Source organism: Streptomyces sp. NPDC001606, assembly GCF_053596835.1.
Genome location: NZ_JBSFHC010000012.1, coordinates 129,319 through 147,825, shown reverse-complemented (window position 1 = coordinate 147,825; position 18,507 = coordinate 129,319). Strand labels below are relative to the sequence as shown.

22 protein-coding genes and 1 riboswitch are annotated in these 18,507 nt (G+C 72.7%); of the genes, 9 read left to right on the top strand and 13 right to left on the bottom strand.

Features of this window, described 5'->3' with window-relative positions; all coding sequences use genetic code 11:
* Positions 1–59 precede the first annotated feature (59 nt).
* From ACWCV9_RS22370 to ACWCV9_RS22355, 4 genes are read right to left on the bottom strand one after another with little or no spacing between them, the layout of a single operon-like run.
* Entirely contained in the window at positions 60–485 is a 426-nt protein-coding gene (locus tag ACWCV9_RS22370) for a GNAT family N-acetyltransferase (RefSeq protein WP_450788922.1), read from the bottom strand.
* A 45-nt stretch (positions 486–530) separates the two neighbouring features.
* Positions 531–1,421 carry an LLM class F420-dependent oxidoreductase gene (locus tag ACWCV9_RS22365; protein WP_450788920.1) on the bottom strand — a complete coding sequence of 297 codons (891 nt, stop codon included), beginning with the start codon at positions 1,419–1,421 and terminating at the stop codon, positions 531–533.
* Positions 1,422–1,467: 46 nt separating this feature from the next.
* Positions 1,468–4,038, bottom strand: coding sequence for an ABC transporter permease (locus ACWCV9_RS22360; RefSeq protein ID WP_450788918.1), 2,571 nt, complete (start codon positions 4,036–4,038; stop codon positions 1,468–1,470).
* A gap of 4 nt (positions 4,039–4,042) precedes the next feature.
* On the bottom strand, positions 4,043–4,855 hold the full coding sequence (locus ACWCV9_RS22355) for an ABC transporter ATP-binding protein (protein WP_450788916.1): 813 nt from the start codon (positions 4,853–4,855) through the stop codon (positions 4,043–4,045).
* A 169-nt stretch (positions 4,856–5,024) separates the two neighbouring features.
* On the opposite strand from ACWCV9_RS22355, the gene ACWCV9_RS22350 reads away from it, so the two are divergent.
* A complete protein-coding gene (locus ACWCV9_RS22350) occupies positions 5,025–5,267 on the top strand; it encodes a toxin-antitoxin system HicB family antitoxin (RefSeq protein ID WP_450788915.1) in 243 nt (80 codons plus the stop codon).
* A 4-nt stretch (positions 5,268–5,271) separates the two neighbouring features.
* Complete coding sequence (locus tag ACWCV9_RS22345) at positions 5,272–5,646, top strand: fic family toxin-antitoxin system, toxin component (RefSeq protein WP_450788913.1); 375 nt, start codon at positions 5,272–5,274, stop codon at positions 5,644–5,646.
* Here the strand turns inward: ACWCV9_RS22345 and ACWCV9_RS22340 are convergent, their stop codons facing one another.
* The 4 genes from ACWCV9_RS22340 to bioB form a co-directional block, all read right to left on the bottom strand.
* The gene (locus ACWCV9_RS22340; RefSeq protein WP_450788912.1) at positions 5,647–6,339 is read right to left on the bottom strand and encodes a class I SAM-dependent methyltransferase; all 693 of its coding nucleotides are present in this window, start codon (positions 6,337–6,339) and stop codon (positions 5,647–5,649) included.
* A gap of 141 nt (positions 6,340–6,480) precedes the next feature.
* Positions 6,481–7,197 (bottom strand): dethiobiotin synthase, encoded by a 717-nt coding sequence (gene bioD / locus ACWCV9_RS22335; RefSeq protein ID WP_450788910.1) that lies wholly within the window; start codon positions 7,195–7,197, stop codon positions 6,481–6,483.
* Between the two features lies 1 nt (position 7,198).
* Positions 7,199–8,488, bottom strand: a complete 1,290-nt coding sequence (locus ACWCV9_RS22330; protein ID WP_450788908.1) for an adenosylmethionine--8-amino-7-oxononanoate transaminase — start codon at positions 8,486–8,488, stop codon at positions 7,199–7,201.
* Entirely contained in the window at positions 8,481–9,689 is a 1,209-nt protein-coding gene (gene bioB / locus ACWCV9_RS22325) for a biotin synthase BioB (RefSeq protein ID WP_450788906.1), read from the bottom strand. The genes ACWCV9_RS22330 and bioB overlap by 8 nt, the downstream gene beginning before the upstream one ends.
* A gap of 147 nt (positions 9,690–9,836) precedes the next feature.
* Here bioB and ACWCV9_RS22320 point away from each other — a divergent pair, with 147 nt between their 5' ends.
* Positions 9,837–10,964 carry an 8-amino-7-oxononanoate synthase gene (locus ACWCV9_RS22320; RefSeq protein WP_450788905.1) on the top strand — a complete coding sequence of 376 codons (1,128 nt, stop codon included), beginning with the start codon at positions 9,837–9,839 and terminating at the stop codon, positions 10,962–10,964.
* A 67-nt stretch (positions 10,965–11,031) separates the two neighbouring features.
* Here ACWCV9_RS22320 and ACWCV9_RS22315 read toward each other — a convergent pair whose 3' ends face one another.
* A complete protein-coding gene (locus ACWCV9_RS22315; protein ID WP_450788903.1) occupies positions 11,032–11,253 on the bottom strand; it encodes a DUF397 domain-containing protein in 222 nt (73 codons plus the stop codon).
* Between the two features lie 9 nt (positions 11,254–11,262).
* Positions 11,263–12,123 carry a helix-turn-helix domain-containing protein gene (locus ACWCV9_RS22310; protein WP_450788901.1) on the bottom strand — a complete coding sequence of 287 codons (861 nt, stop codon included), beginning with the start codon at positions 12,121–12,123 and terminating at the stop codon, positions 11,263–11,265.
* A gap of 223 nt (positions 12,124–12,346) precedes the next feature.
* Between ACWCV9_RS22310 and ACWCV9_RS22305 the strand changes: the two genes are divergently transcribed.
* Positions 12,347–12,832, top strand: coding sequence for an ATP-binding protein (locus tag ACWCV9_RS22305; RefSeq protein ID WP_450788899.1), 486 nt, complete (start codon positions 12,347–12,349; stop codon positions 12,830–12,832).
* 51 nt (positions 12,833–12,883) lie between these two features.
* On the opposite strand, the gene ACWCV9_RS22300 is transcribed toward ACWCV9_RS22305, so the two are convergent.
* The 3 genes from ACWCV9_RS22300 to ACWCV9_RS22290 all read right to left on the bottom strand — a co-directional run bounded on the left by ACWCV9_RS22300 (position 12,884) and on the right by ACWCV9_RS22290 (position 14,876).
* Positions 12,884–13,357: a C40 family peptidase gene (locus ACWCV9_RS22300; protein WP_450788897.1), complete on the bottom strand. Its 474-nt coding sequence runs from the start codon at positions 13,355–13,357 to the stop codon at positions 12,884–12,886.
* A gap of 3 nt (positions 13,358–13,360) precedes the next feature.
* Positions 13,361–13,506: riboswitch (cyclic di-AMP (ydaO/yuaA leader) on the bottom strand.
* 418 nt (positions 13,507–13,924) lie between these two features.
* Entirely contained in the window at positions 13,925–14,233 is a 309-nt protein-coding gene (locus tag ACWCV9_RS22295) for a hypothetical protein (RefSeq protein ID WP_450788896.1), read from the bottom strand.
* Between the two features lie 7 nt (positions 14,234–14,240).
* A complete protein-coding gene (locus tag ACWCV9_RS22290; protein WP_450788894.1) occupies positions 14,241–14,876 on the bottom strand; it encodes an ATP-dependent Clp protease proteolytic subunit in 636 nt (211 codons plus the stop codon).
* 76 nt (positions 14,877–14,952) lie between these two features.
* Between ACWCV9_RS22290 and ACWCV9_RS22285 the strand changes: the two genes are divergently transcribed.
* The 5 genes from ACWCV9_RS22285 to ACWCV9_RS22265 all read left to right on the top strand — a co-directional run bounded on the left by ACWCV9_RS22285 (position 14,953) and on the right by ACWCV9_RS22265 (position 18,468).
* On the top strand, positions 14,953–15,231 hold the full coding sequence (locus ACWCV9_RS22285) for a type II toxin-antitoxin system Phd/YefM family antitoxin (RefSeq protein ID WP_450788893.1): 279 nt from the start codon (positions 14,953–14,955) through the stop codon (positions 15,229–15,231).
* A 226-nt stretch (positions 15,232–15,457) separates the two neighbouring features.
* Positions 15,458–15,760 carry an urease subunit gamma gene (locus ACWCV9_RS22280; RefSeq protein ID WP_385844260.1) on the top strand — a complete coding sequence of 101 codons (303 nt, stop codon included), beginning with the start codon at positions 15,458–15,460 and terminating at the stop codon, positions 15,758–15,760.
* An 8-nt stretch (positions 15,761–15,768) separates the two neighbouring features.
* Entirely contained in the window at positions 15,769–16,080 is a 312-nt protein-coding gene (locus ACWCV9_RS22275) for an urease subunit beta (RefSeq protein ID WP_450788891.1), read from the top strand.
* Positions 16,073–17,794, top strand: a complete 1,722-nt coding sequence (locus tag ACWCV9_RS22270) for an urease subunit alpha (protein WP_450788890.1) — start codon at positions 16,073–16,075, stop codon at positions 17,792–17,794. The genes ACWCV9_RS22275 and ACWCV9_RS22270 overlap by 8 nt, the downstream gene beginning before the upstream one ends.
* The gene (locus ACWCV9_RS22265; protein WP_450788889.1) at positions 17,794–18,468 is read left to right on the top strand and encodes an urease accessory protein UreF; all 675 of its coding nucleotides are present in this window, start codon (positions 17,794–17,796) and stop codon (positions 18,466–18,468) included. The genes ACWCV9_RS22270 and ACWCV9_RS22265 overlap by 1 nt, the downstream gene beginning before the upstream one ends.
* Positions 18,469–18,507: the final 39 nt, after the last annotated feature.

Sequence of the window (18,507 nt, the reverse complement as noted above, 5' to 3'; positions counted from 1 at the left end):
TTTCATGGAGGGCCGAGTACTCCCTCAATGGTAAAGGATGGGCAAAAAAGCCGTGAGGGTCAGCCAGTGAGGGGCTTCACCCAGCGCCGCCAGTGCTCCTGCGGGCCGTATCCGGCCGCCCGCCACGCGTGCTGCGCGCGCTCGTTGCGGACCAGCACCATCGCGTCCCCGCGCCGCCCGCCCAGCCGGACGAACCGCTCCTCGGCGGCGGCCAGCAGTGCTGTGGCGATGCCCTGCCGCCGCCGCTGCGGGTGCACCGCGAGCCGGTACAGATGGCACCGCCAGCCGTCGAAGCCGGCGATCACCGTGCCCACCAGCTCGCCGCCCAGCTCGGCCAGGATCAGCGCCTCGGGGTCACGGTCGACGAGCCGCTCCACCCCGGTGAGGTCGTCACTGATGCTGGTGCCCTCGGCGGCCGTCCGCCAGAAGGCGAGGACGGCGCCGAGGTCGGCACCGGAGGCGGGGCGTATGCACAGATCGGTCATGCGCCCAGCATGATCACGGCCGGTGGCCCGGAGCCGGGAATTCCATCATGCGGACTCCTCCGCGCGCAGCCGCTCCATCACCGGCGCGAACGCCTCCATGCACGGCTGGAGGACCGTCAGATACGTGAAGCCGTACCGCTCGCGCTGCGCCCGCACCTTCGCGACCACGTCGTCCAGCGGACCGGCGAGCACGATCGGCAGGGCCAGCGCCTGCTCCATGGTCAGCTGCGGCAGCCGCTCCAGCAGCGGCTTCAGCGCCGCCTCCGGATCGTCGGTGACCGCCACCTGCTGGATCAGCAGGTTCAGCTCGGCCGGAGCCGTCCGCCCCGCGGCCAGCGACCGGTAGCGGGCCACCCGCTCGTCCAGCTCCTCGGCGGTGAGCGGCTCCAGCGAGCCGGGGTCGCGGCCGGGCCGGGCCCCGGTGAAGGCCGCGATGTCCGCGTGCTCGGCGGTCAGCCGCAGCATCCGGTCGCCGTTGGCGCCGATCAGCACCGGCACCCGGGACTGGGCGGGCCGGGGCTCGTGCTCCGCCGAGCCCAGCAGCCGGTCCAGCTCCCGCACCGTGTGCCGCAGATGGTCCACCCGCTCGCCCGGCGAGCCGTACGGCAGCCCGGCCGCCTCGTGCTCGGCCGGCACATACCCGGTGCCGAGGCCCAGTTCGAGGCGGCCGCCGGTCAGCGCGTCCGTGGTCGCCACCTCGCGGGCCAGCAGCATCGGGTTGTAGAACCCGGCGTTCAGCACGAAGGTGCCGACCCTGACCCGCTCGGTCGCCGCGGCCGCCGCGACCAGCGCCGGGAACGGCGCCGGCATCCCCAGATGGTCGGGGACGAGGACCACGTCGTACCCCAGTTCCTCGGCACGTTGGCAGGTGGCGCGCCACTCGGCGGCGGGCGCCGACGTGAGCAGATTGACCCCGAAGCGGAACGGACGTGACATCAACTCTCCCCGTATTGCTGCTTACTTGCCTACCGGGGCGATTCCATCACTCGTGCGCGATCGCCGCCAGTACGTTCATCCGCGACGCCCGCAGCGCGGGCAGCAGGGCCGCCACCACGCCCACCACCGCCGAGCCGACCACCACCGCGACGATCGTGCCCCAGGGGAACGCCAGCTCCGTCAACCCGCGCAGCGCCAGCACCTGTTGCATGCACACCCCCCACACCAGCCCCAGCGCCAGCCCCAGCACCGCGCCGAACACCGCGATCACCACCGACTCCAGCCGGATCATCCGGCGCAGCTGCCGCCGCCCGAGCCCGATCGCCCGCAGCAGCCCGATCTCCCGGGTGCGCTCCACCACCGACAGCGCGAGCGTGTTGACCACCCCGAGCACGGCGATGACGATGGCCAGCGCCAGCAGCGCGTACACCAGGTAGAGCAGCACGGAGATCTGGTCCTGCACCAGCTTCTTGTAGTCGCTCTGGTTGCGCACCTGCACCTGCGGATACGGCGTGAGGGCCTGTTCCAGCCGGGGCCGCAGGTCCTGCGGGTTCGTGCCGGAGGCCGCGTTCACGAACAGTGCGGAGTCCTGTCCGCCGGGCACGTACTTCTCCAGGGTGCCGAGGCCGAACCAGATGCCGCCCTCGTTGCCGAACCCCTGGTTCGTGCTGCCCTGCTCGGTCAGGGCGGCGACGGTCAGGTCCGCCGTGCGTCCGCCCGGGAACTCCACCGGGAGCACACTGCCCCACCGGATGCCGTGGTCCCGGGCATAGCCCGCGTCCAGCGCCAGCCGCCCGTCCGCCAGCGCGGCCGCCGAGCCGCCCCGGGCGTAGGCGATGTGCACGACCTCGTCGAGCCGGGGCCCGAACGCGGCGGCGAGGGTGCGCACCCGGCTGCCGTCGGGCAGCCGCACGGCGACCGGGCTGAGCCGCTCCGGCACGACCAGCCCCACCCCGCGCGTCGCCGCCACGGCGTCCCTGACCTCCTTGGTGTACGGCGTGAATCCGGTGCCCTGCACGACGAAGTCGGCGCCCAGCGTCCTGTCGATCTGCCGGTCGACCGACGCCGACAGGGAGGCGCTCGCCACCGACATCCCGCCGACCAGGGCGAGGCCCACCATCAGCGCCGCCGCCGTCGCCCCGGTGCGGCGCGGATTGCGCAGGGCGTTGCGCTGGCTCATCCGGCCGACCGGCCCGAACAGCGCCGGGAACGCCCCGCCCAGCACCCGGACCACCGGCCGCACCAGCAGCGGCCCGGCGACCACGGTTGCGACCAGGGTCAGCACCACGCCGACGCCCAGCAGCCCGGCCGCCGGCCCCGTCCGGGTGGCCGCCGCACACCCGGCCAGCGCGGCCGCGCCCAGCACGCCGATCACCGCCCCGACGACCGCACGGACCTTCAACGGCTTGCCCACGCCCGCGACCTCGGCGTCCGTGAGCGCCGCCATCGGGGAGACGGCGGCGGCCCGGCGCGCCGGCAGATAGGCGGCCACGAAGGTCACCCCCAGCCCGACGACGTACGCGGCGAGCGGAGTGACCCAGCCGATCTCCATCTCGGTCGCCCTGAGGTTCATCCCGAACGCGCTCATCAGCCGGATCAGGCCGTACGCCAGTCCCGTCCCGGCGGCGAGGCCGAGCGTGGAGCCGACGAGCCCGAGCAGCAGCGCCTCGGTCAGCACCGAGCGCCGCACCTGCCGCCGGTCGGCGCCGAGCGCCCGCAGCAGCCCCAGTTCCCGGGTGCGCTGGGCGATCAGCATGGAGAAGGTGTTGACGATCAGGAACACCCCGACCAGCACGGCGATTCCGGCGAAGCCCAGCATCACGTACTTCACCACGTCGAGGAAGGTGCCGAGGCTGGCTGCGGCCGACTTGGCCTGCTCGGCGGCGGTTTTCAGGTCGTAGGTGCCGGGGCCGATGGCCGCGTCGATCCGCCGCTTCAGCTCCGTGTCGGACACCCCGCCCGCCGCGTCCACGGAGATGCTCGTGGCCTTCGCGGCCGACCCGAGCAGTTCCCGGCCGGCCACCGCCGGGTCCACGAAGAGCAGGGCCGCGCCCGGATTGGTGGTGGTGAACGTGGCGATGCCGGACACCCGGACCCGGAAGGTGCCCGGCTGCGCGTGCACGGTCAGCAGGTCGCCGATCCGCACCCCCCGCTTGCCGGCCGTGTCCGCGTCCAGCAGCGCCTCATCCGCCCCACGCGGCGCGTGCCCCGAGGTCAGCCGCACCGGGCTGCGGCGGGTGACCTGCCAGGACTGCGCGATCGTGGGCGCGCCGGTGGTCGGGCCCACCGACTGGTCCCGGCTGTCGACGACCACGATGTTCTGCACCGACACGTCGGCGCGGGCCGCCGCGACCCCGGGAACCCGGGCGACCCGGTCCCGCAGCGCGGCGGGCACGGTCTGGGCGGCGCCGCTCATCCGGGCGGCCCGCAGGTCGTCCTTCGGCTGCACGGTCACATCGGCGGCGGTGGAGGCGAACAGCCGGTCGAAGGTACGGGTGACGGTGTCGGAGAAGATCAGGCTGCCCGCGACGAACGCCACGGACAGCAGCACGGCCAGCGCGGACAGGGCGAGCCGTCCCTTGTGCGCGAGGAAGCTCCGCAGGGTCGCTTTCAGCACCGGGTCAGCCCTCCTGGGCGGGGCCGCCGTCGCCGAGCGCCCCGCGGACCAGGTCGAAACGCTTCATCCGGTCCAGGACGGCCTGCGCGCTCGGGTGGTCCATCTCGTCCACGATCCGCCCGTCCGCCAGGAAGAGCACCAGGTCGGAGTGGGCAGCGGCGCCCGGGTCGTGAGTGACCATGACGACCGTCTGGCCGAGATCGTCCACCGCCCCCCGCAGAAAGCCCAGCACCTCCAGGCCGGACCGCGAGTCCAGGTTGCCGGTCGGCTCGTCGGCGAAGATCAGCTCGGGCCGGGAGGCCAGCGCTCGCGCGCAGGCGACCCGCTGCTGCTGGCCGCCGGACAGCTCGGCCGGCCGGTGGTCCAGCCGGTCCCGCAGGCCGAGCCTGTCGATGACCTGGTCGAGCCACTGCTGATCGGGCCTGCGGCCCGCGATGTCCATCGGCAGGGTGATGTTCTCGGCGGCGGTCAGCGTGGGAATGAGGTTGAACGACTGGAACATGAACCCGATCCGGTCCCGCCGCAGCCGGGTCAGCTCCCGTTCCTTCAGCGCGGTGATCTCCGTGTCGCCCAGCCAGACCTGGCCGGCGGACACCGTGTCCAGCCCGGCCAGACAGTGCATGAGCGTGGACTTCCCGGACCCCGAGGGGCCCATCACCGTGGTGAAACGGCCGCGCGCGATGTCCACGTCCACCGCGTCCAGGGCGAGCACGCGCGTCTCGCCGGTGCCGTACGCCTTGGTCAGCCCGCGGGCCCGGGCAGCGGTCCCGTCGCCCGGCGCGCGGCCCGGGGCGTGCTCCGCAGCAGGTGTGTACAAGAGCGCCTCCCGGTCGCCTCGACGTCCCGGCCCCGTGACCGAGGCCGAGCCCACCTCGTGCTCGGGACCGAGCCTAGTGTGACCCGGCGCACAGTCGTAGCGCAGCGCGCCCATCTGCCACCGCCGTGCCCCCTTGCTGCTGCTAGCGATGGAGCGCTAGCGTCGAGGCATGGCGAAGACCCAGCTGAACGTGCGCGTGGACGAGGGCACCGCCCGCGCGGCCCGCGAACGCGCCCTGGCCCGCGGGATCAGCGTCAACCGGTACATCGAGGAACTGGTCAGACAGGACACCGGCGAGGCCGGCCGGACGTTCGTCGAGGCCGCCGCCGACTTCATGAAGAGCTACGAGTCCGTGTTCGCCGAGGAGTTCGCCGAGGCCCAAAGGCCCGCACCGGACCAAGGCCATCGCTGATCCCTTGAACGAGCTCAGCATCGACCTCGCCTGGCTGCTCATGCTCGCCGAACAGCGCACACCCGGCGACCCGCAGGTCACCGACTGGGGTGCCCTGGTGGCCGCCGTCGCCCGACACCGCGCCGAGATATTCGGCGTGCCCGTCTACGACGATCCGTACGCCCGTGCCGCCTCCCTGCTCCAGCTGCTCATCCATGTCCCGGCCCTGGAGCGCTCCAACGCGCTGTTCGCCTGCGCCGTCGCGTACGGCTATCTCGTCGCCGGCGGGGTCAAGGTCGCCACCACCGCCGAGCAGGTCCGCGACCTCGCCCGGCTGGTCAAGGACGGCGCGGTGGGCGTCGACGACATCGCGCGGGAGCTGCGCCGCTGGAGCCTGTGATCAGTCCGACTCCGGCTCCTCGGGCCGCCAGGCGACGCCCAGCGCGCAGTACGAGGTCGGCAGGGCCGGGCCCTTGTCCGGCAGCAGCACCCGGCGGTGCGGGCCGAGCCGGAACCCGGCCTCGCGCAGCGCGGCCACCGGCTCCCGGGAGACATGGCAGCCGCCGAACAGCGCGGGCCACACGGTGTGGTCCAGCGCCTGCTGGGTCAGCGTCATGATCCGGCCGCCGCCCCGCCCGTGCTCGAAGAAGCGGACTTCGCCGCCCGGGCGCAGCACCCGCCGTACCTCGGCCAGCGCCCGGGGTACGTCCCGCACGCTGCACAGCACCAGGGACAGCACCACCGCGTCGAAGGCCTCGCTCTTCACCGGCAGCGCCTCCGCGGCACCCGGCACCACGTCGACCGGGACCTCTGCGCGCAGCGCCGCCTCCAGGGCCAGGCGCCGGAGCAGGGCCTCCGGCTCGATCGCCACCACCTCCGAGACGGTGCCCGGATAGTGCGCGAAGTTCAGCCCGTTGCCGGCGCCGATCTCGATCACCCGCCCGGACACCCCGGCGAGCAGCCGCTCCCGGATGCCGGCCATGCCCAGCCGGGTCTCGGCACCCACGCTGAACCGGGCGTAGGAGCGGGCGAACACCGGATGGCGGGCGGGGCCGCGCGCCACCGTGCCGGAGCCGCTGGACAGCAGCCGCATGGCAACCTCCCCGAAGTGGGCCTACGAGGAGTCTCCCCACGCACGCCCCCTTCCCATCCCTCGCCGGGAGGGGGAAGGCCGTCAGGGCCTTTCTTTCGGATCTTGCCGGCATCGCAGCCGACCTGATCCGAAAGAAAGGCCCTACGCCGCCTCGCGGGTGCGGAACGCCTCCGCGTCCCAGGTGCCGTCGAGGCGGGGGGCCAGCCAGCCGGGGGCCGCCGGGCGGAAGGCGGCCGGGGGCAGCGAGCCCGCGCCCGCGGGGATCGCGCCCAGCAGCGGGGCGCCGGCCACCTCCGGCAGGTCGGTCACGTTGCAGCGCTCCGCGAGACCGGGGGAGTCCGGCCAGCTGCCGATCACCACGCCCGCCAACTCCACCCCGCGGCGGCGCAGTTCGCGTGCCGTCAGCTCGGTGTTGTTCAGCGTGCCCAGCCCTGCCGGGGTGACCACCAGGACCGGTGCGCCCAGCAGCCCCGCGGCGTCGGCCAGCGTGCCGCCCGCCGCGTCGAACCGGACGAGCAGCCCGCCCGCCCCCTCGACCAGCACCAGATCGTGCTCGGTGGCCAGCTTGGCCGCCGCCTCGGCCACCTGGTGCGGGTGCACCGGCGCCATCCCGGCCCGCCGGGCGGCCGTACCCGGCGCCAGGGGTTCGGGATAGCGGGCCAGTTCGGTCGCCGTGACCGGGCCCGCCAGCCGGGCGACCTCGTCGGCGTCGCCGCGCTCGTCCGGCCGTACGCCCGTCTGCGCGGCCTTCAGCACGGCGACCGAGCGCCCCGCCGCGAGCGCCGCGGCGGCGACCGCGGCGGTCGTGACGGTCTTGCCGATCTCCGTGCCCGTCCCGGTGATCACCAGTACCGACATCTCATCCCTCCCGCGCCGCGGCGCACACCGCGCGCGTGATCCGTGCCAGATCCTCGTCCGAGGTGACGTACGGCGGCATCGTGTAGACCAGGTCCCGGAAGGGGCGCAGCCACACGCCCTCCCGGACGGCGGCCGCGGTGGCGGCGGCCATGTCCACCTCGTGGTCCAGCTGGACCACACCGATGGCGCCGAGGACGCGGACGTCCCGCACCCCGGGCAGCCCCGCCGCCGCGGCGAGGCCCTCGCGCAGGCCCGCCTCGATCCGCTTGACCTCCGTCTGCCAGTCCTGCCCGAGCAGCAGCTCCAGGGAGGCACAGGCCACCGCCGCCGCCAGCGGGTTGCCCATGAACGTCGGGCCGTGCGCCAGCACCGGGACCTCGCCGCGCGAGATGCCGTCGGCCACCCGGGCGGAGCACAGCGTCGCCGCCAGCGTCAGATAACCGCCGGTCAGTGCCTTGCCCACGCACATCACATCGGGGCTGACACCCGCGTGGTCCGCCGCGAACAGCGCGCCCGTGCGGCCGAAGCCGGTGGCGATCTCGTCGAAGACGAGCAGCACGTCGTGCGCGTCGCACGCCTCGCGCAGCACCCGGAGGTACGCGGGGGAGTGGAACCGCATTCCGCCCGCGCCCTGCACCACCGGCTCCACGATGACCGCGGCGGTCTCGTCGGCGTGACGGGCGATCAGCTCGCGCAGCCGGTCGGCGTACGACTCGTCGTACTCCGCGGGCGGTACGTCCGCGAACACCTGGCGGGGCAGGACACCGGACCACAGCTGGTGCATCCCGCCCTCGGGGTCGCACACCGACATCGGGCTCCAGGTGTCCCCGTGGTAGCCGCCCCGCCAGGTCAGCAGCCGCTGCTTGCCGGGCCGGCCGAGCGAACGCCAGTACTGGAGGCACATCTTCACCGCGACCTCGACCGACACCGACCCGGAGTCGGCCAGGAAGACATGCTCCAGGCCCTCGGGTGACATGTCGACAAGGAGCTTGGCGAGCCGGACGGCGGGCTCGTGGGTGAGCCCGCCGAACATCACATGGCTCATCCGGCCCAGCTGGTCGCGCACCGCCTCGTTGAGCACCGGGTGGTTGTAGCCGTGGATGGCCGACCACCACGAGGACATGCCGTCGACCAGCTCGCCCGAGCCGTCCGCGAGCCGCAGCCGGACCCCGCTCGCCGACTCCACGACGAGCGGTTCGGTCCGTCCGGGCATCGGGCCGTACGGGTGCCAGACGTGCCGGCGGTCCAGCTCCAGCAGCTCGGACACGGCCAGGCCGGGCAGCTCAGGCATTGGGCGCGAGGTCCGTTCCGGCGCCCCGGCGGCGGACGGCGACCAGATCGGGGCGCGGCTCGTTCGCCGCCGCGGGCGTCTCCGCCGTACCGCAACCGGCGCCGGCCTCGTGCGCACCGCACCCGGAACCCTCGTGCGAGCCGCAGCCGGCGCTCTCGTGCGAGCCGCACACCGAGCCGCAGCCCCCGGCGGCCTCGGCCCGGTGCTCCGGCAGCGTCACCTGGTCGGTGCCCTCGACCTCGAACCCGGCGTCCGCGATCATCTCCAGGTCGGCCTTGCCCGCCTGGCCCTCACTGGTCAGGTAGTCGCCGAGGAAGATCGAGTTGGCCAGGTGCAGCGCGAGCGGCTGCATCGTGCGCAGATGGACCTCGCGGCCGCCGGCGATGCGCACCTCGACGTCCGGGCAGACGAACCGGACCATCGCCAGAATCCGCAGACAGCGCTGCGGGGTGAGGTTCCACTCCTTGGCCAGCGGGGTGCCCTCGAACGGGATCAGGAAGTTGACCGGCACCGAGTCCGGGTCCAGCTCGCGCAGCGAGAAGACCACGTCCACCAGGTCCTCGTCGCTCTCGCCCATGCCCGCGATCAGCCCGGAGCAGGCGGACAGCCCGGCCGCGTGCGCCTTGTTCACCGTGTCCACCCGGTCGGCGTACGTGTGGGTGGTGGTGATGTCCCCGTACGTCCCCTCGGACGTGTTCAGGTTGTGGTTGTAGGCGTCCGCGCCCGCCTCACGCAGTCGCTCGGCCTGGCCGTCGGAGAGCAGCCCGAGGCAGGCGCACACCTCGACGCCCTCGTTCTGCTCCTTGATCGTCTTGATGGTCTGCGAGACCCGGTCCACGTCCCGGTCGGTCGGCCCGCGCCCGCTGGCCACCAGACAGACCCGCTTGGCGCCGCCCGCGAGCCCCGCCGCGGCCGCCTGGGACGCCTCGTCCGGCTTGAGCCAGGTGTACTTCAGGATGTCGGCCTTGGAGCCCAGCCGCTGGGAGCAGTAGGAGCAGTCCTCCGGGCACAGCCCCGACTTCAGGTTCACCAGATAGTTGAGCTTCACCCGGCGCCCGAACCAGTGCCGGCGCACCTTCCCGGCCGCGGCCACCACGTCGAGCAACTCGTCGTCCGAGGTCGCCAGCACGGCGAGCGCTTCCTCGCGGGTCGGCAGCTCGCGCCGAAGCCCCTTGTCCACCAGCGTGTTCAGCAGGTCCATGAGATCCGATCCTGTCCTACGGACCCGCTCCCGGCCAAGGAGAGTTTGCACAACGCTGACAGTTCACCGTGTGGGTATTGCCACACCTCGCGCTGCCCGTCGTGCCGCTAGGGTCTGTCCGCTACCTACAAAAGCACCGGAGGACCCATGGCGTTCGGCTGGATCGACGAGCAGGCCGAGGCGCGTCGCCGCGCCGGACTCGTACGCACCCTGCGCCCGCGCCCCGCCGAGTCACCGCTGCTGGACCTGGCCAGCAACGACTACCTGGGCCTCGCCCACCACCCCGAGACCGCCGAGGGCGCGGCCGCGGCCGCGCGCACCTGGGGCGGCGGTTCCACCGGGTCCCGGCTGGTCACCGGCAGCACCGAGCTGCACGCCGAGCTGGAATGCGAACTGGCCGACTTCTGCGGATTCGAGGCGGCCCTGGTCTTCTCCTCCGGGTACGCGGCCAACCTGGCCGCGGTCACCGCGCTCGGCCCGTACGGCTCGCTGATCGTCTCCGACGCGGGCAACCACGCCTCGCTCATCGACGGCTGCCGGCTCGCCCGCGGCGAGCGCCAGGTGGTCGGGCACGCCGACCCGGACGCGGTGCGCAAGGCGCTCGCCGGGCACGCGGGCCCGGCGATCGTCGTCTCCGACACGGTGTTCTCGGTCGACGGGGACCGGGCGCCGCTGGCCGCGCTGGCCGAGGCCTGCCGGGAGCACGGCGCCGGACTGGTGGTGGACGACGCCCACGGCCTGGGAGTGCTGGGCGACGGCGGCCGGGGCGCGCCGTACGCGGCGGGGCTCGCCGGGGCGGAGGACGTGGTGGTCACGGCCACCCTGTCCAAGTCGCTGGGCAGTCAGGGCGGGGTCGTGCTGGGCCCGGCACGGGTCATCGACCATCTGGTCAACGCGGCCCGGACCTTCATCTTCGACACCGGGCTGGCGCCCTCCGCGGTGGGCGCGGCGCTCGCGGCACTGCGGCTGCTGCGCCGCGAGCCCGGGCGGGCGGCCCGGGCTCGCGAGGTCGCGGCGGAGCTGCACGCACGGCTGACCGCCGCGGGGCTGGAAGCGGTGCGTCCGGACGCCGCGGTGGTCTCCGTGCGGGCTCCGTCCCCGGAGCAGGCGGTGCGCTGGGCTGCCGACTGCCGTACGGCGGGGCTGGCCGTGGGCTGCTTCCGTCCTCCTTCCGTGCCCGACGGCGTGTCACGGCTGCGGCTGACCGCTCGCGCGGACCTCTCCGGGGCAGAGATCGAACGCGCGGTACGGGTGATCGACGAAACGCGACCATGAGTCGGCGTGACACGGCCGTGCTTCGCACAAACAGCGGTCAGTGGTGTCGGTCGGTGATCGGATCTGATCAGAGAGCGGTGACGAACCCGGCCCAGGTCTGGGGCGAGAAGAGCAGCGCGGGCCCGCCCGGGGCCTTCGAGTCGCGCACGGCGAGCAGCCCGGCCGGTGGGCCGGAGCGCGGCCGGGCCGTCTCCACGCAGTTGTTGGCTCCCGTGCTGTAGCTGCTGCGCAGCCAGTGCACGTCGTGCAGGTCGGTACTGGCAGGGACGTTCCGAGGCAGTGCGGTCATGGTGCCTCCCTACGCGCCGTCGCCTATCTGGGCGAGGTAGTCCAACGAGTCCTCGGGGGAAAGGGCGTGGAACTGAAGGGTGGTGAAGGCCTCCGAGTAAGCCATGAGGTCTTCTTTCCGTTCCAGGTAGAGGCTACTCGTCAATTGGTCGAGAACAACTACATCTAGATCAGAAGTGCTCGGAAATGAGAAGATAACGAAAGGCCCGGTGAGGCCGATATGTGCTCCGGCGTCGAAGGGCAGCACCTGGAGCCGCACTTGGGGCAGCCGGGCCGCCTCGGCCAGCCGCTGAAGCTGCCGGGCCATCACCTCGGGACCGCCGACCTCGCGGCGCAGCACCGCCTCGTCCAGTACGGCGCTCAGGGCCAGCGGCGGGTCGGAACGCAGGACGTCCTGGCGGGCCAGCCGCACCTCCACCAGCGCGTCCAGGCGCTCCTCGTCCAGGTCCTTCACGGCGGCCCGGGTCACCGCGCGGGCGTACTCGGCCGTCTGGAGCAGCCCGGGCACGACCGTGGTCTCCAGGGTGCGCATCGCGCTCGCCTGCGACTCCAGGCTGATGAAGTCGCGATAGGTGGGCGGGATCACCCCGCGGTACGCGTGCCACCAGCGGTTCCGGCCGCCCGTGTCCTCGGACCCCGCCAACATCATCAGCATCTCGCGCAGTTGGCCGTCGTGGACGCCGTAGGCGTCGAGCAGTAACCGCAGATCGGCCGGTTTCACGCCGCTGGCGCCGGTCTCGATACGGCTCACTTTCGACTGGTGCCAGCCGACCAGCCGGGCCGCCTCACCGCTCGTGAGCCCGGCTCCGGTACGCAGCGTACGCAGTTCGTCGCCCAGTTTGCGGCGCCGCACCGCCGGACCGTTCTGCATGGGCTGCTCCTTACTCCGTCTGCTCGCCTCCCTGCCGCTGGAATACGGTCTCGCGTCGCAGAGTTCACCGCTTCGAGCGACAGATATATGCATATCTCGGTGGATCGCCCCCCGTGACCGGCCGGGTGATGGCAGTCTGACGGGCAAGCACCAGTCCGGGACCGTACTCGAACCGGCCGCTCCATGCCGGACACCGGTCCCGTGGGAAAGGGACGACGTCGCCATGGCAGACCATCTGGAAGCATCCGTCACTCTGCCGAGCGATCCCGCCTCGGTCTCCGCCGCCCGCTCCTATGTCGTGGGCACGCTCGCGGAGTGGGGCCTCCCCTCGGACGCCGACATCGCCGACACGGTACGGCTCATCGTCTCCGAACTCGCCACCAACGCCGTGCAGCACACCTTCGGGCAGTCACCCACCTTCACGGTCGACCTCGCGCTGGACCGTGACGAGCAGCTGCGCATCGGGGTCACGGACAGCCATCCGCGCTTTCCGAAGAGACTGCCCGCTGCCGTGCAGCAGGACAACGGCCGCGGCATGGTCATCATCCGCTGGCTCACCGCGGAGTGCGGAGGCCGGCTCCGTGTCCGGCCCACCCGGGAGGGCGGCAAGACGGTCTCGATCGAACTCCCCTGGGCCGTCCCCGCCGAGCCGGTACCGACGGCGGCGCAGCGCCCGGCGGCGGCCCGTCGCGCCGACATCCGGCGCTGACGGCGTGCGGAGCGGCCACGGGCCCGAGGCCGCTCCACAGCCGGTGCCGGGTCAGCTGACCCGGCCGTACCAGACGCTCCGGGTCCAGATCTTCTGGAGCCTGACCACGTCGCCGGACTTCGGGGCGTGCCAGATGTTGCCGTGGCCGGCGTAGATGCCGACGTGGTAGACGCTGGAACCCGAGTGGAAGAACACCAGGTCGCCCGCCCTGCGGTTGCGGGCCGAGATGTGGTGCGTCTTGTTGTACTGCCCGGCGGCGGTGCGCGGCAGGGTCTTGCCGGCCTTCTTGAACGAGTAGAGCGTCAGACCCGAGCAGTCGAACCGGCGCGGTCCGGTGGCCCCCCACTGGTAGGGGGCGCCCTTCTTGGAGGCCGCGACCTGGAGCGCCTTCGAGGCCAGGGTCGCCGCCGAGGCGTCGGCGGACAGGCCCGGCACCGCGATCGAGCCGCCCACGGCGGCGAGGGTGAGAGCCGAGGCCGTACCGGCCCGGGCCATGAGCGACGGGACACGATTGAGCGCAGTCATGCGCAACCCTTCGTCAGCCGCCTGTGAAGGATGACCTGTCGGATTCGGGCTGGCGAAGTTGCCCGGCCGCATCGCTGCGGCTTCACCCCAAGGGTTGCTCGGCACGCCCGTTCGTCCGCGACGAACGTCCGCGTCGGCGACCCGTCTTGCTTGGGTCCTCCACTCCTGCCGATCCACTCCTGTCGACCGGTCATCCGGGTGGCGGCAGGACTCGGCGTCCGCCCGGACCGCCCCGCCGCGGTGGCGGGGGCTTGTCGTCAGACAGGGATCTTGGCTTACCGCTGTCCGAAAATCCCAATGAAATCGAGGATTTGTGGCGTTACTCACCACTCACCCGTTCGGGTGGACAGTGTTCCGTTCGAGCCGCCGTCAGATCCCGGACGTAGCCCCGGACCTGGGACGCAGTGGTTCCGGATGAGGCTCAAACATGGTTCGTGCGCAACTCGTGCGGACCGGAAACGGCGCCGGATATACACCGGTCGGCCGTACATCGTTCGGACCGTTTCCCGTCCGCCCCGAACGCCGCGTGTCGACGTCCGGGACCGGTCGGACCGCCGCCGCGTCCGGTCAGCCGGCGCCGTCGGACGGGAGCGCGACGCGCGCGGTACGGCGCTCGCCGTCCAGCACCCGCAAGGCCCGTGCCAGCGTGTGCCCGTGCAGCTCCGTCTCACCCCGACGGTGCATCAGGTCCAGCGCGTCCCGCAGCTCGGTGGCCTTGCGCACCAGCGCCTGCGCCGCGCGCAGCCCGTGGTAGGTGTTCCCGGCGCGCGCGGGATTGATCCGGCCGAGCAGATCGACGGACTCCAGGTAACGGTCGATCAACTCGCCCTCGGCGCGGGTCAGCGCGGGCAGCGGCGGCAGTTCCGGTGGCAGCATCGCGGGTTCACCCCGCGTCCGGGCCGGCGAGCGCGCCACGCCGGCCGGGCACGATGCCGTCCACCAGGCCGTAGGCCAGCGCCCCGTGGGCGTCCAGCACCAGGTCCCGCTCCAGGTCCCGGTGCACCTGCTCCGCCGTGCGCCCGGTGTGCCGTACCAGCATCTCCTCCAGCAGAGCCCGGGTGCGGGCCAGCTCCTCGGCCTGGATGACCAGGTCGCTGGGCCGGCCCCGCACGGGCTCGGGCAGCCGCGGCTGGTCGATCACCATGCGGGCGCCCGGCAGGGTGAACCGCTTGCCCGGGGCGCCGGCCGCGAGCAGGACCGCGGCGTAGGAGGCGGCCTGGCCCAGGCAGTAGGTCGCCACGTCGCAACTGACGTACTGCATCGTGTCGTAGACCGCGGTCAGCGCCGCGAAGGTGCCGCCGGGGGAGTTGACGTACAGCGTGATGTCCCGGTCGGGCGCGGCGTGTTCCAGATACATGAACTGCGCCGTCACGTCGTTGGCGGCCGCCTCGTCGAGCGGCGTGCCGAGGAACACCACCCGGTCCTCGAAGAGCTTCGCGTACGGATCGAGCGTGCGCACGGTACTGCCCGTGCGCTCGGTGAACTCGGGCAGGACATGGCGGGCGAACGGTCGGGACATGAGCACACCCCTCCTCGGAGCGAGAACCTCGGTCTGTAAAAAATGTACAGGATGTACGTGACGTTAGAATGGGCCCATGGCCTATGAGATTCCGGTGACGCAAGCCAGGGCCGAGCTGGCCGACCTGATCAACCGCGTGGTGTACGGCGGTGAGCGCGTCGTGGTCACCCGGCATGGAAAGCCGCTGGTCGCCCTGGTCTCGGCCGCCGATCTGGCGCGGCTCGACGCGCTCGACGAGCCGGCCGAGGAGCAGGTCGTCAGCACGGTGTCGGGGGTCCAGGAGGCCGGTTCCGCCGTGCGTGAACAGCAGCGGTTCGGCCTCGCGGCCGAGCACCGGAGGCCGGGCATGCGCTGAGTCGCGCGGGTATGCGCGAGTCCATCGCGCGGTCATGCCGTGATCAAGGTCTGGTTAACGTCGTTGAAACTCCGGCGAACTAGCCTGCCGATCCACGCCACCAGGGGCTTTTATGCCCGGATTGTCGCCGAATCTGCGATGTGTCTGTGTGTTACACCTATCCCCGTCGTGGTGGCTGCGGCAGCCGGACCCCGCACGGTCCGGAGCAAGGACTGTGAGGTGGGACGTGCAACTGACCCCGCACGAGCAAGAGCGACTGCTCATTCACGTGGCGGCCGACGTGGCCGAGAAGCGCAGGGCCCGCGGCCTCAGGCTCAACCACCCGGAGGCGGTCGCCCTCATCACGTCGCACATCCTGGAGGGCGCGCGGGACGGCCGTACCGTCGCCGAACTGATGTCCTCCGGCCGCAAGCTGCTCACCAGGGACGACGTCATGGACGGCATCGCGGAGATGATCCACGACGTCCAGGTCGAGGCCACCTTCCCGGACGGCACCAAGCTCGTCACCGTCCACGAGCCGATCGTCTGAGGGCCGCGATGATCCCCGGAGAGATCCTGTTCGCGGACGACCCCGTGCCCTTCAACGAGGGCCGCGAGGTCACCGCGCTGACCGTCCTCAACGCCGCCGACCGGCCGGTCCAGGTCGGTTCCCACTACCACTTCGCCGAGGCCAACCCCGGTCTGGAGTTCGACCGTGCCGCCGCCCGTGGCAAGCGGCTGAACGTCGCCGCGGGCACCGCCGTGCGCTTCGAGCCCGGCATCCCCGTCGAGGTCGAACTCGTCCCGCTCGCCGGCGCCCGCGTGGTGCCGGGGCTGCGCGGGGAGACCGGAGGTGCCCTCGATGCCTGAGATCTGCCGCGCCGCCTACGCCGACCTGTTCGGCCCCACCACCGGCGACCGCATCCGGCTCGCCGACACCGACCTGCTGATCGAGATCGAGGAGGACCGCTCCGGCGGCCCCGGCACCTCCGGGGACGAGGCGGTCTTCGGCGGCGGCAAGGTCATCCGCGAGTCGATGGGCCAGTCCCGTGCGACCCGCGCCGAGGGCACCCCCGACACCGTGATCACCGGTGCCGTCGTCGTCGACCACTGGGGCGTCGTCAAGGCCGACGTGGGCATCCGGGACGGCCGGATCACCGCGCTCGGCAAGGCGGGCAACCCGGACACCATGGACGGTGTCCACCCCGACCTGGTCATCGGCCCCGAGACCGAGATCATCGCGGGCAACGGACGGATCCTCACCGCCGGTGCCATCGACGCGCACGTCCACTTCATCTGTCCCCAGGTCGCCGACGAGGCGCTGGCCTCCGGCATCACCACCCTGGTCGGCGGCGGCACCGGACCCGCCGAGGGCTCCAAGGCCACCACCGTCACCCCCGGCCCCTGGCACCTGGCCCGGATGCTGGAGGCGATGGAGGCCTACCCGGTCAACGTCGGCCTGCTCGGCAAGGGCAACACCGTCTCGCACGAGGCGATGCTCTCCCAGATCCGCGGCGGCGCCGTCGGCCTGAAGCTGCACGAGGACTGGGGCTCCACCCCGGCCGTCATCGACGCCGCGCTCACCGTCGCCGACCGCACCGGCATCCAGGTCGCGATCCACACCGACACGCTGAACGAGGCGGGCTTCGTCTCCGACACCCTCGCCGCGATCGGGGGCCGGGGCATCCACTCGTACCACACCGAGGGTGCCGGCGGCGGGCACGCGCCGGACATCATGACGGTCGTCTCCCAGCCCAACGTGCTGCCCAGCTCCACCAACCCGACCCGGCCGTTCACCGTCAACACCGCCGAGGAACACCTCGACATGCTGATGGTGTGCCACCACCTCAACCCGGCGGTCCCCGAGGACCTGGCCTTCGCCGAGTCCCGGATCCGGCCGTCCACCATCGGCGCGGAGGACATCCTCCACGACCTCGGCGCGATCTCGATCATCTCCTCCGACTCCCAGGCCATGGGCCGCGTCGGCGAGGTCGTCCTGCGCACCTGGCAGACGGCGCACGTGATGAAGCGCCGGCGGGGCGCGCTGCCGGGCGACGGCCGCGCCGACAACCACCGGGTACGGCGCTATGTCGCCAAGTACACGATCAACCCGGCGCTCGCCCAGGGCCTCGCCGCCGAGATCGGCTCCGTGGAGACCGGCAAACTCGCCGACCTGGTGCTGTGGGAGCCCGCCTTCTTCGGGGTCAAGCCGCTCCTCGTGCTCAAGGGCGGACAGATCGCCTACGCGCAGATGGGCGACGCCAACGCCTCCATCCCCACCCCGCAGCCCATCCTGCCGCGCCCGATGTACGGCGCGATCGGCCGCGCCCCGGCCGGCAACTCGGTCAACTTCGTCTCCCCGGCGGCGATCGAGGACGGGCTGCCGCAGCGGCTGGGGCTCGGCAAGCGGTTCGCGGCGATCGAGTCCACGCGCGGTGTCACCAAGGCCGACATGCGGGAGAACGACGCCCGGCCGGACGTCCGGATCGACCCCGACAGCTTCGCCGTGCACATCGACGGCGAGCTGGTCGAGGCCACCCCGGCCGTCGAACTGCCCATGGCCCAGCGTTACTTCCTCTTCTGATGTCCAGGGCAGCACTGCTCGTCCTGGCCGACGGCCGGTTCCCCGCCGGAGGGCACGCGCACTCCGGCGGGGCGGAGGCCGCGGTCAAGGCGGGCCGGATCACCTGCGCCGCGAGCCTGGAGGACTTCTGCCGGGGCCGGCTGCACACCGCAGGCCGGGTCGCGGGCGCGCTGGCGGCCGCCGCCGTACTCGGCGCGGACCCGGGGGAGCTGGACGCCGCGGCGGACGCCCGTACGCCGTCCCCCGCCCTGCGGACCGCCGCGCGCCGCCTCGGCCGGCAGCTGCTGCGGGCCGCCCGGGCGAGCTGGCCGTCGGCCGAACTCGACGCGCTGGCCCGGGCGTTCCCCAAGGGCGCCCATCAGCCGGTGGTGCTCGGGCTGGCCGCGCGGGCGGCCGGACTCACGCCCGAGGACGCGGCGTACTGCGCGGTCTACGAGAGCGTCAGCGGACCGGCGACGGCCACCGTCCGGCTGCTCAGCCTCGACCCCTTCGACGCGACCGGGGTGCTGGCCCGGCTGGCGCCGGAACTGGACCGCGTCGCGGACGCGGCGGTGGCGGCGGCGCGCAGGGTGGCCGCCGACGGGGTCGACGCGCTGCCCGCCGCCTCGGCACCGGTGCTGGAGGTCATGGCGGAGGCGCACGCGGCCTGGCCGGTGCGGCTGTTCGCGTCCTGATCCCGCCCCTTCGCCCCCGACCAGCTTGGACCACACGTG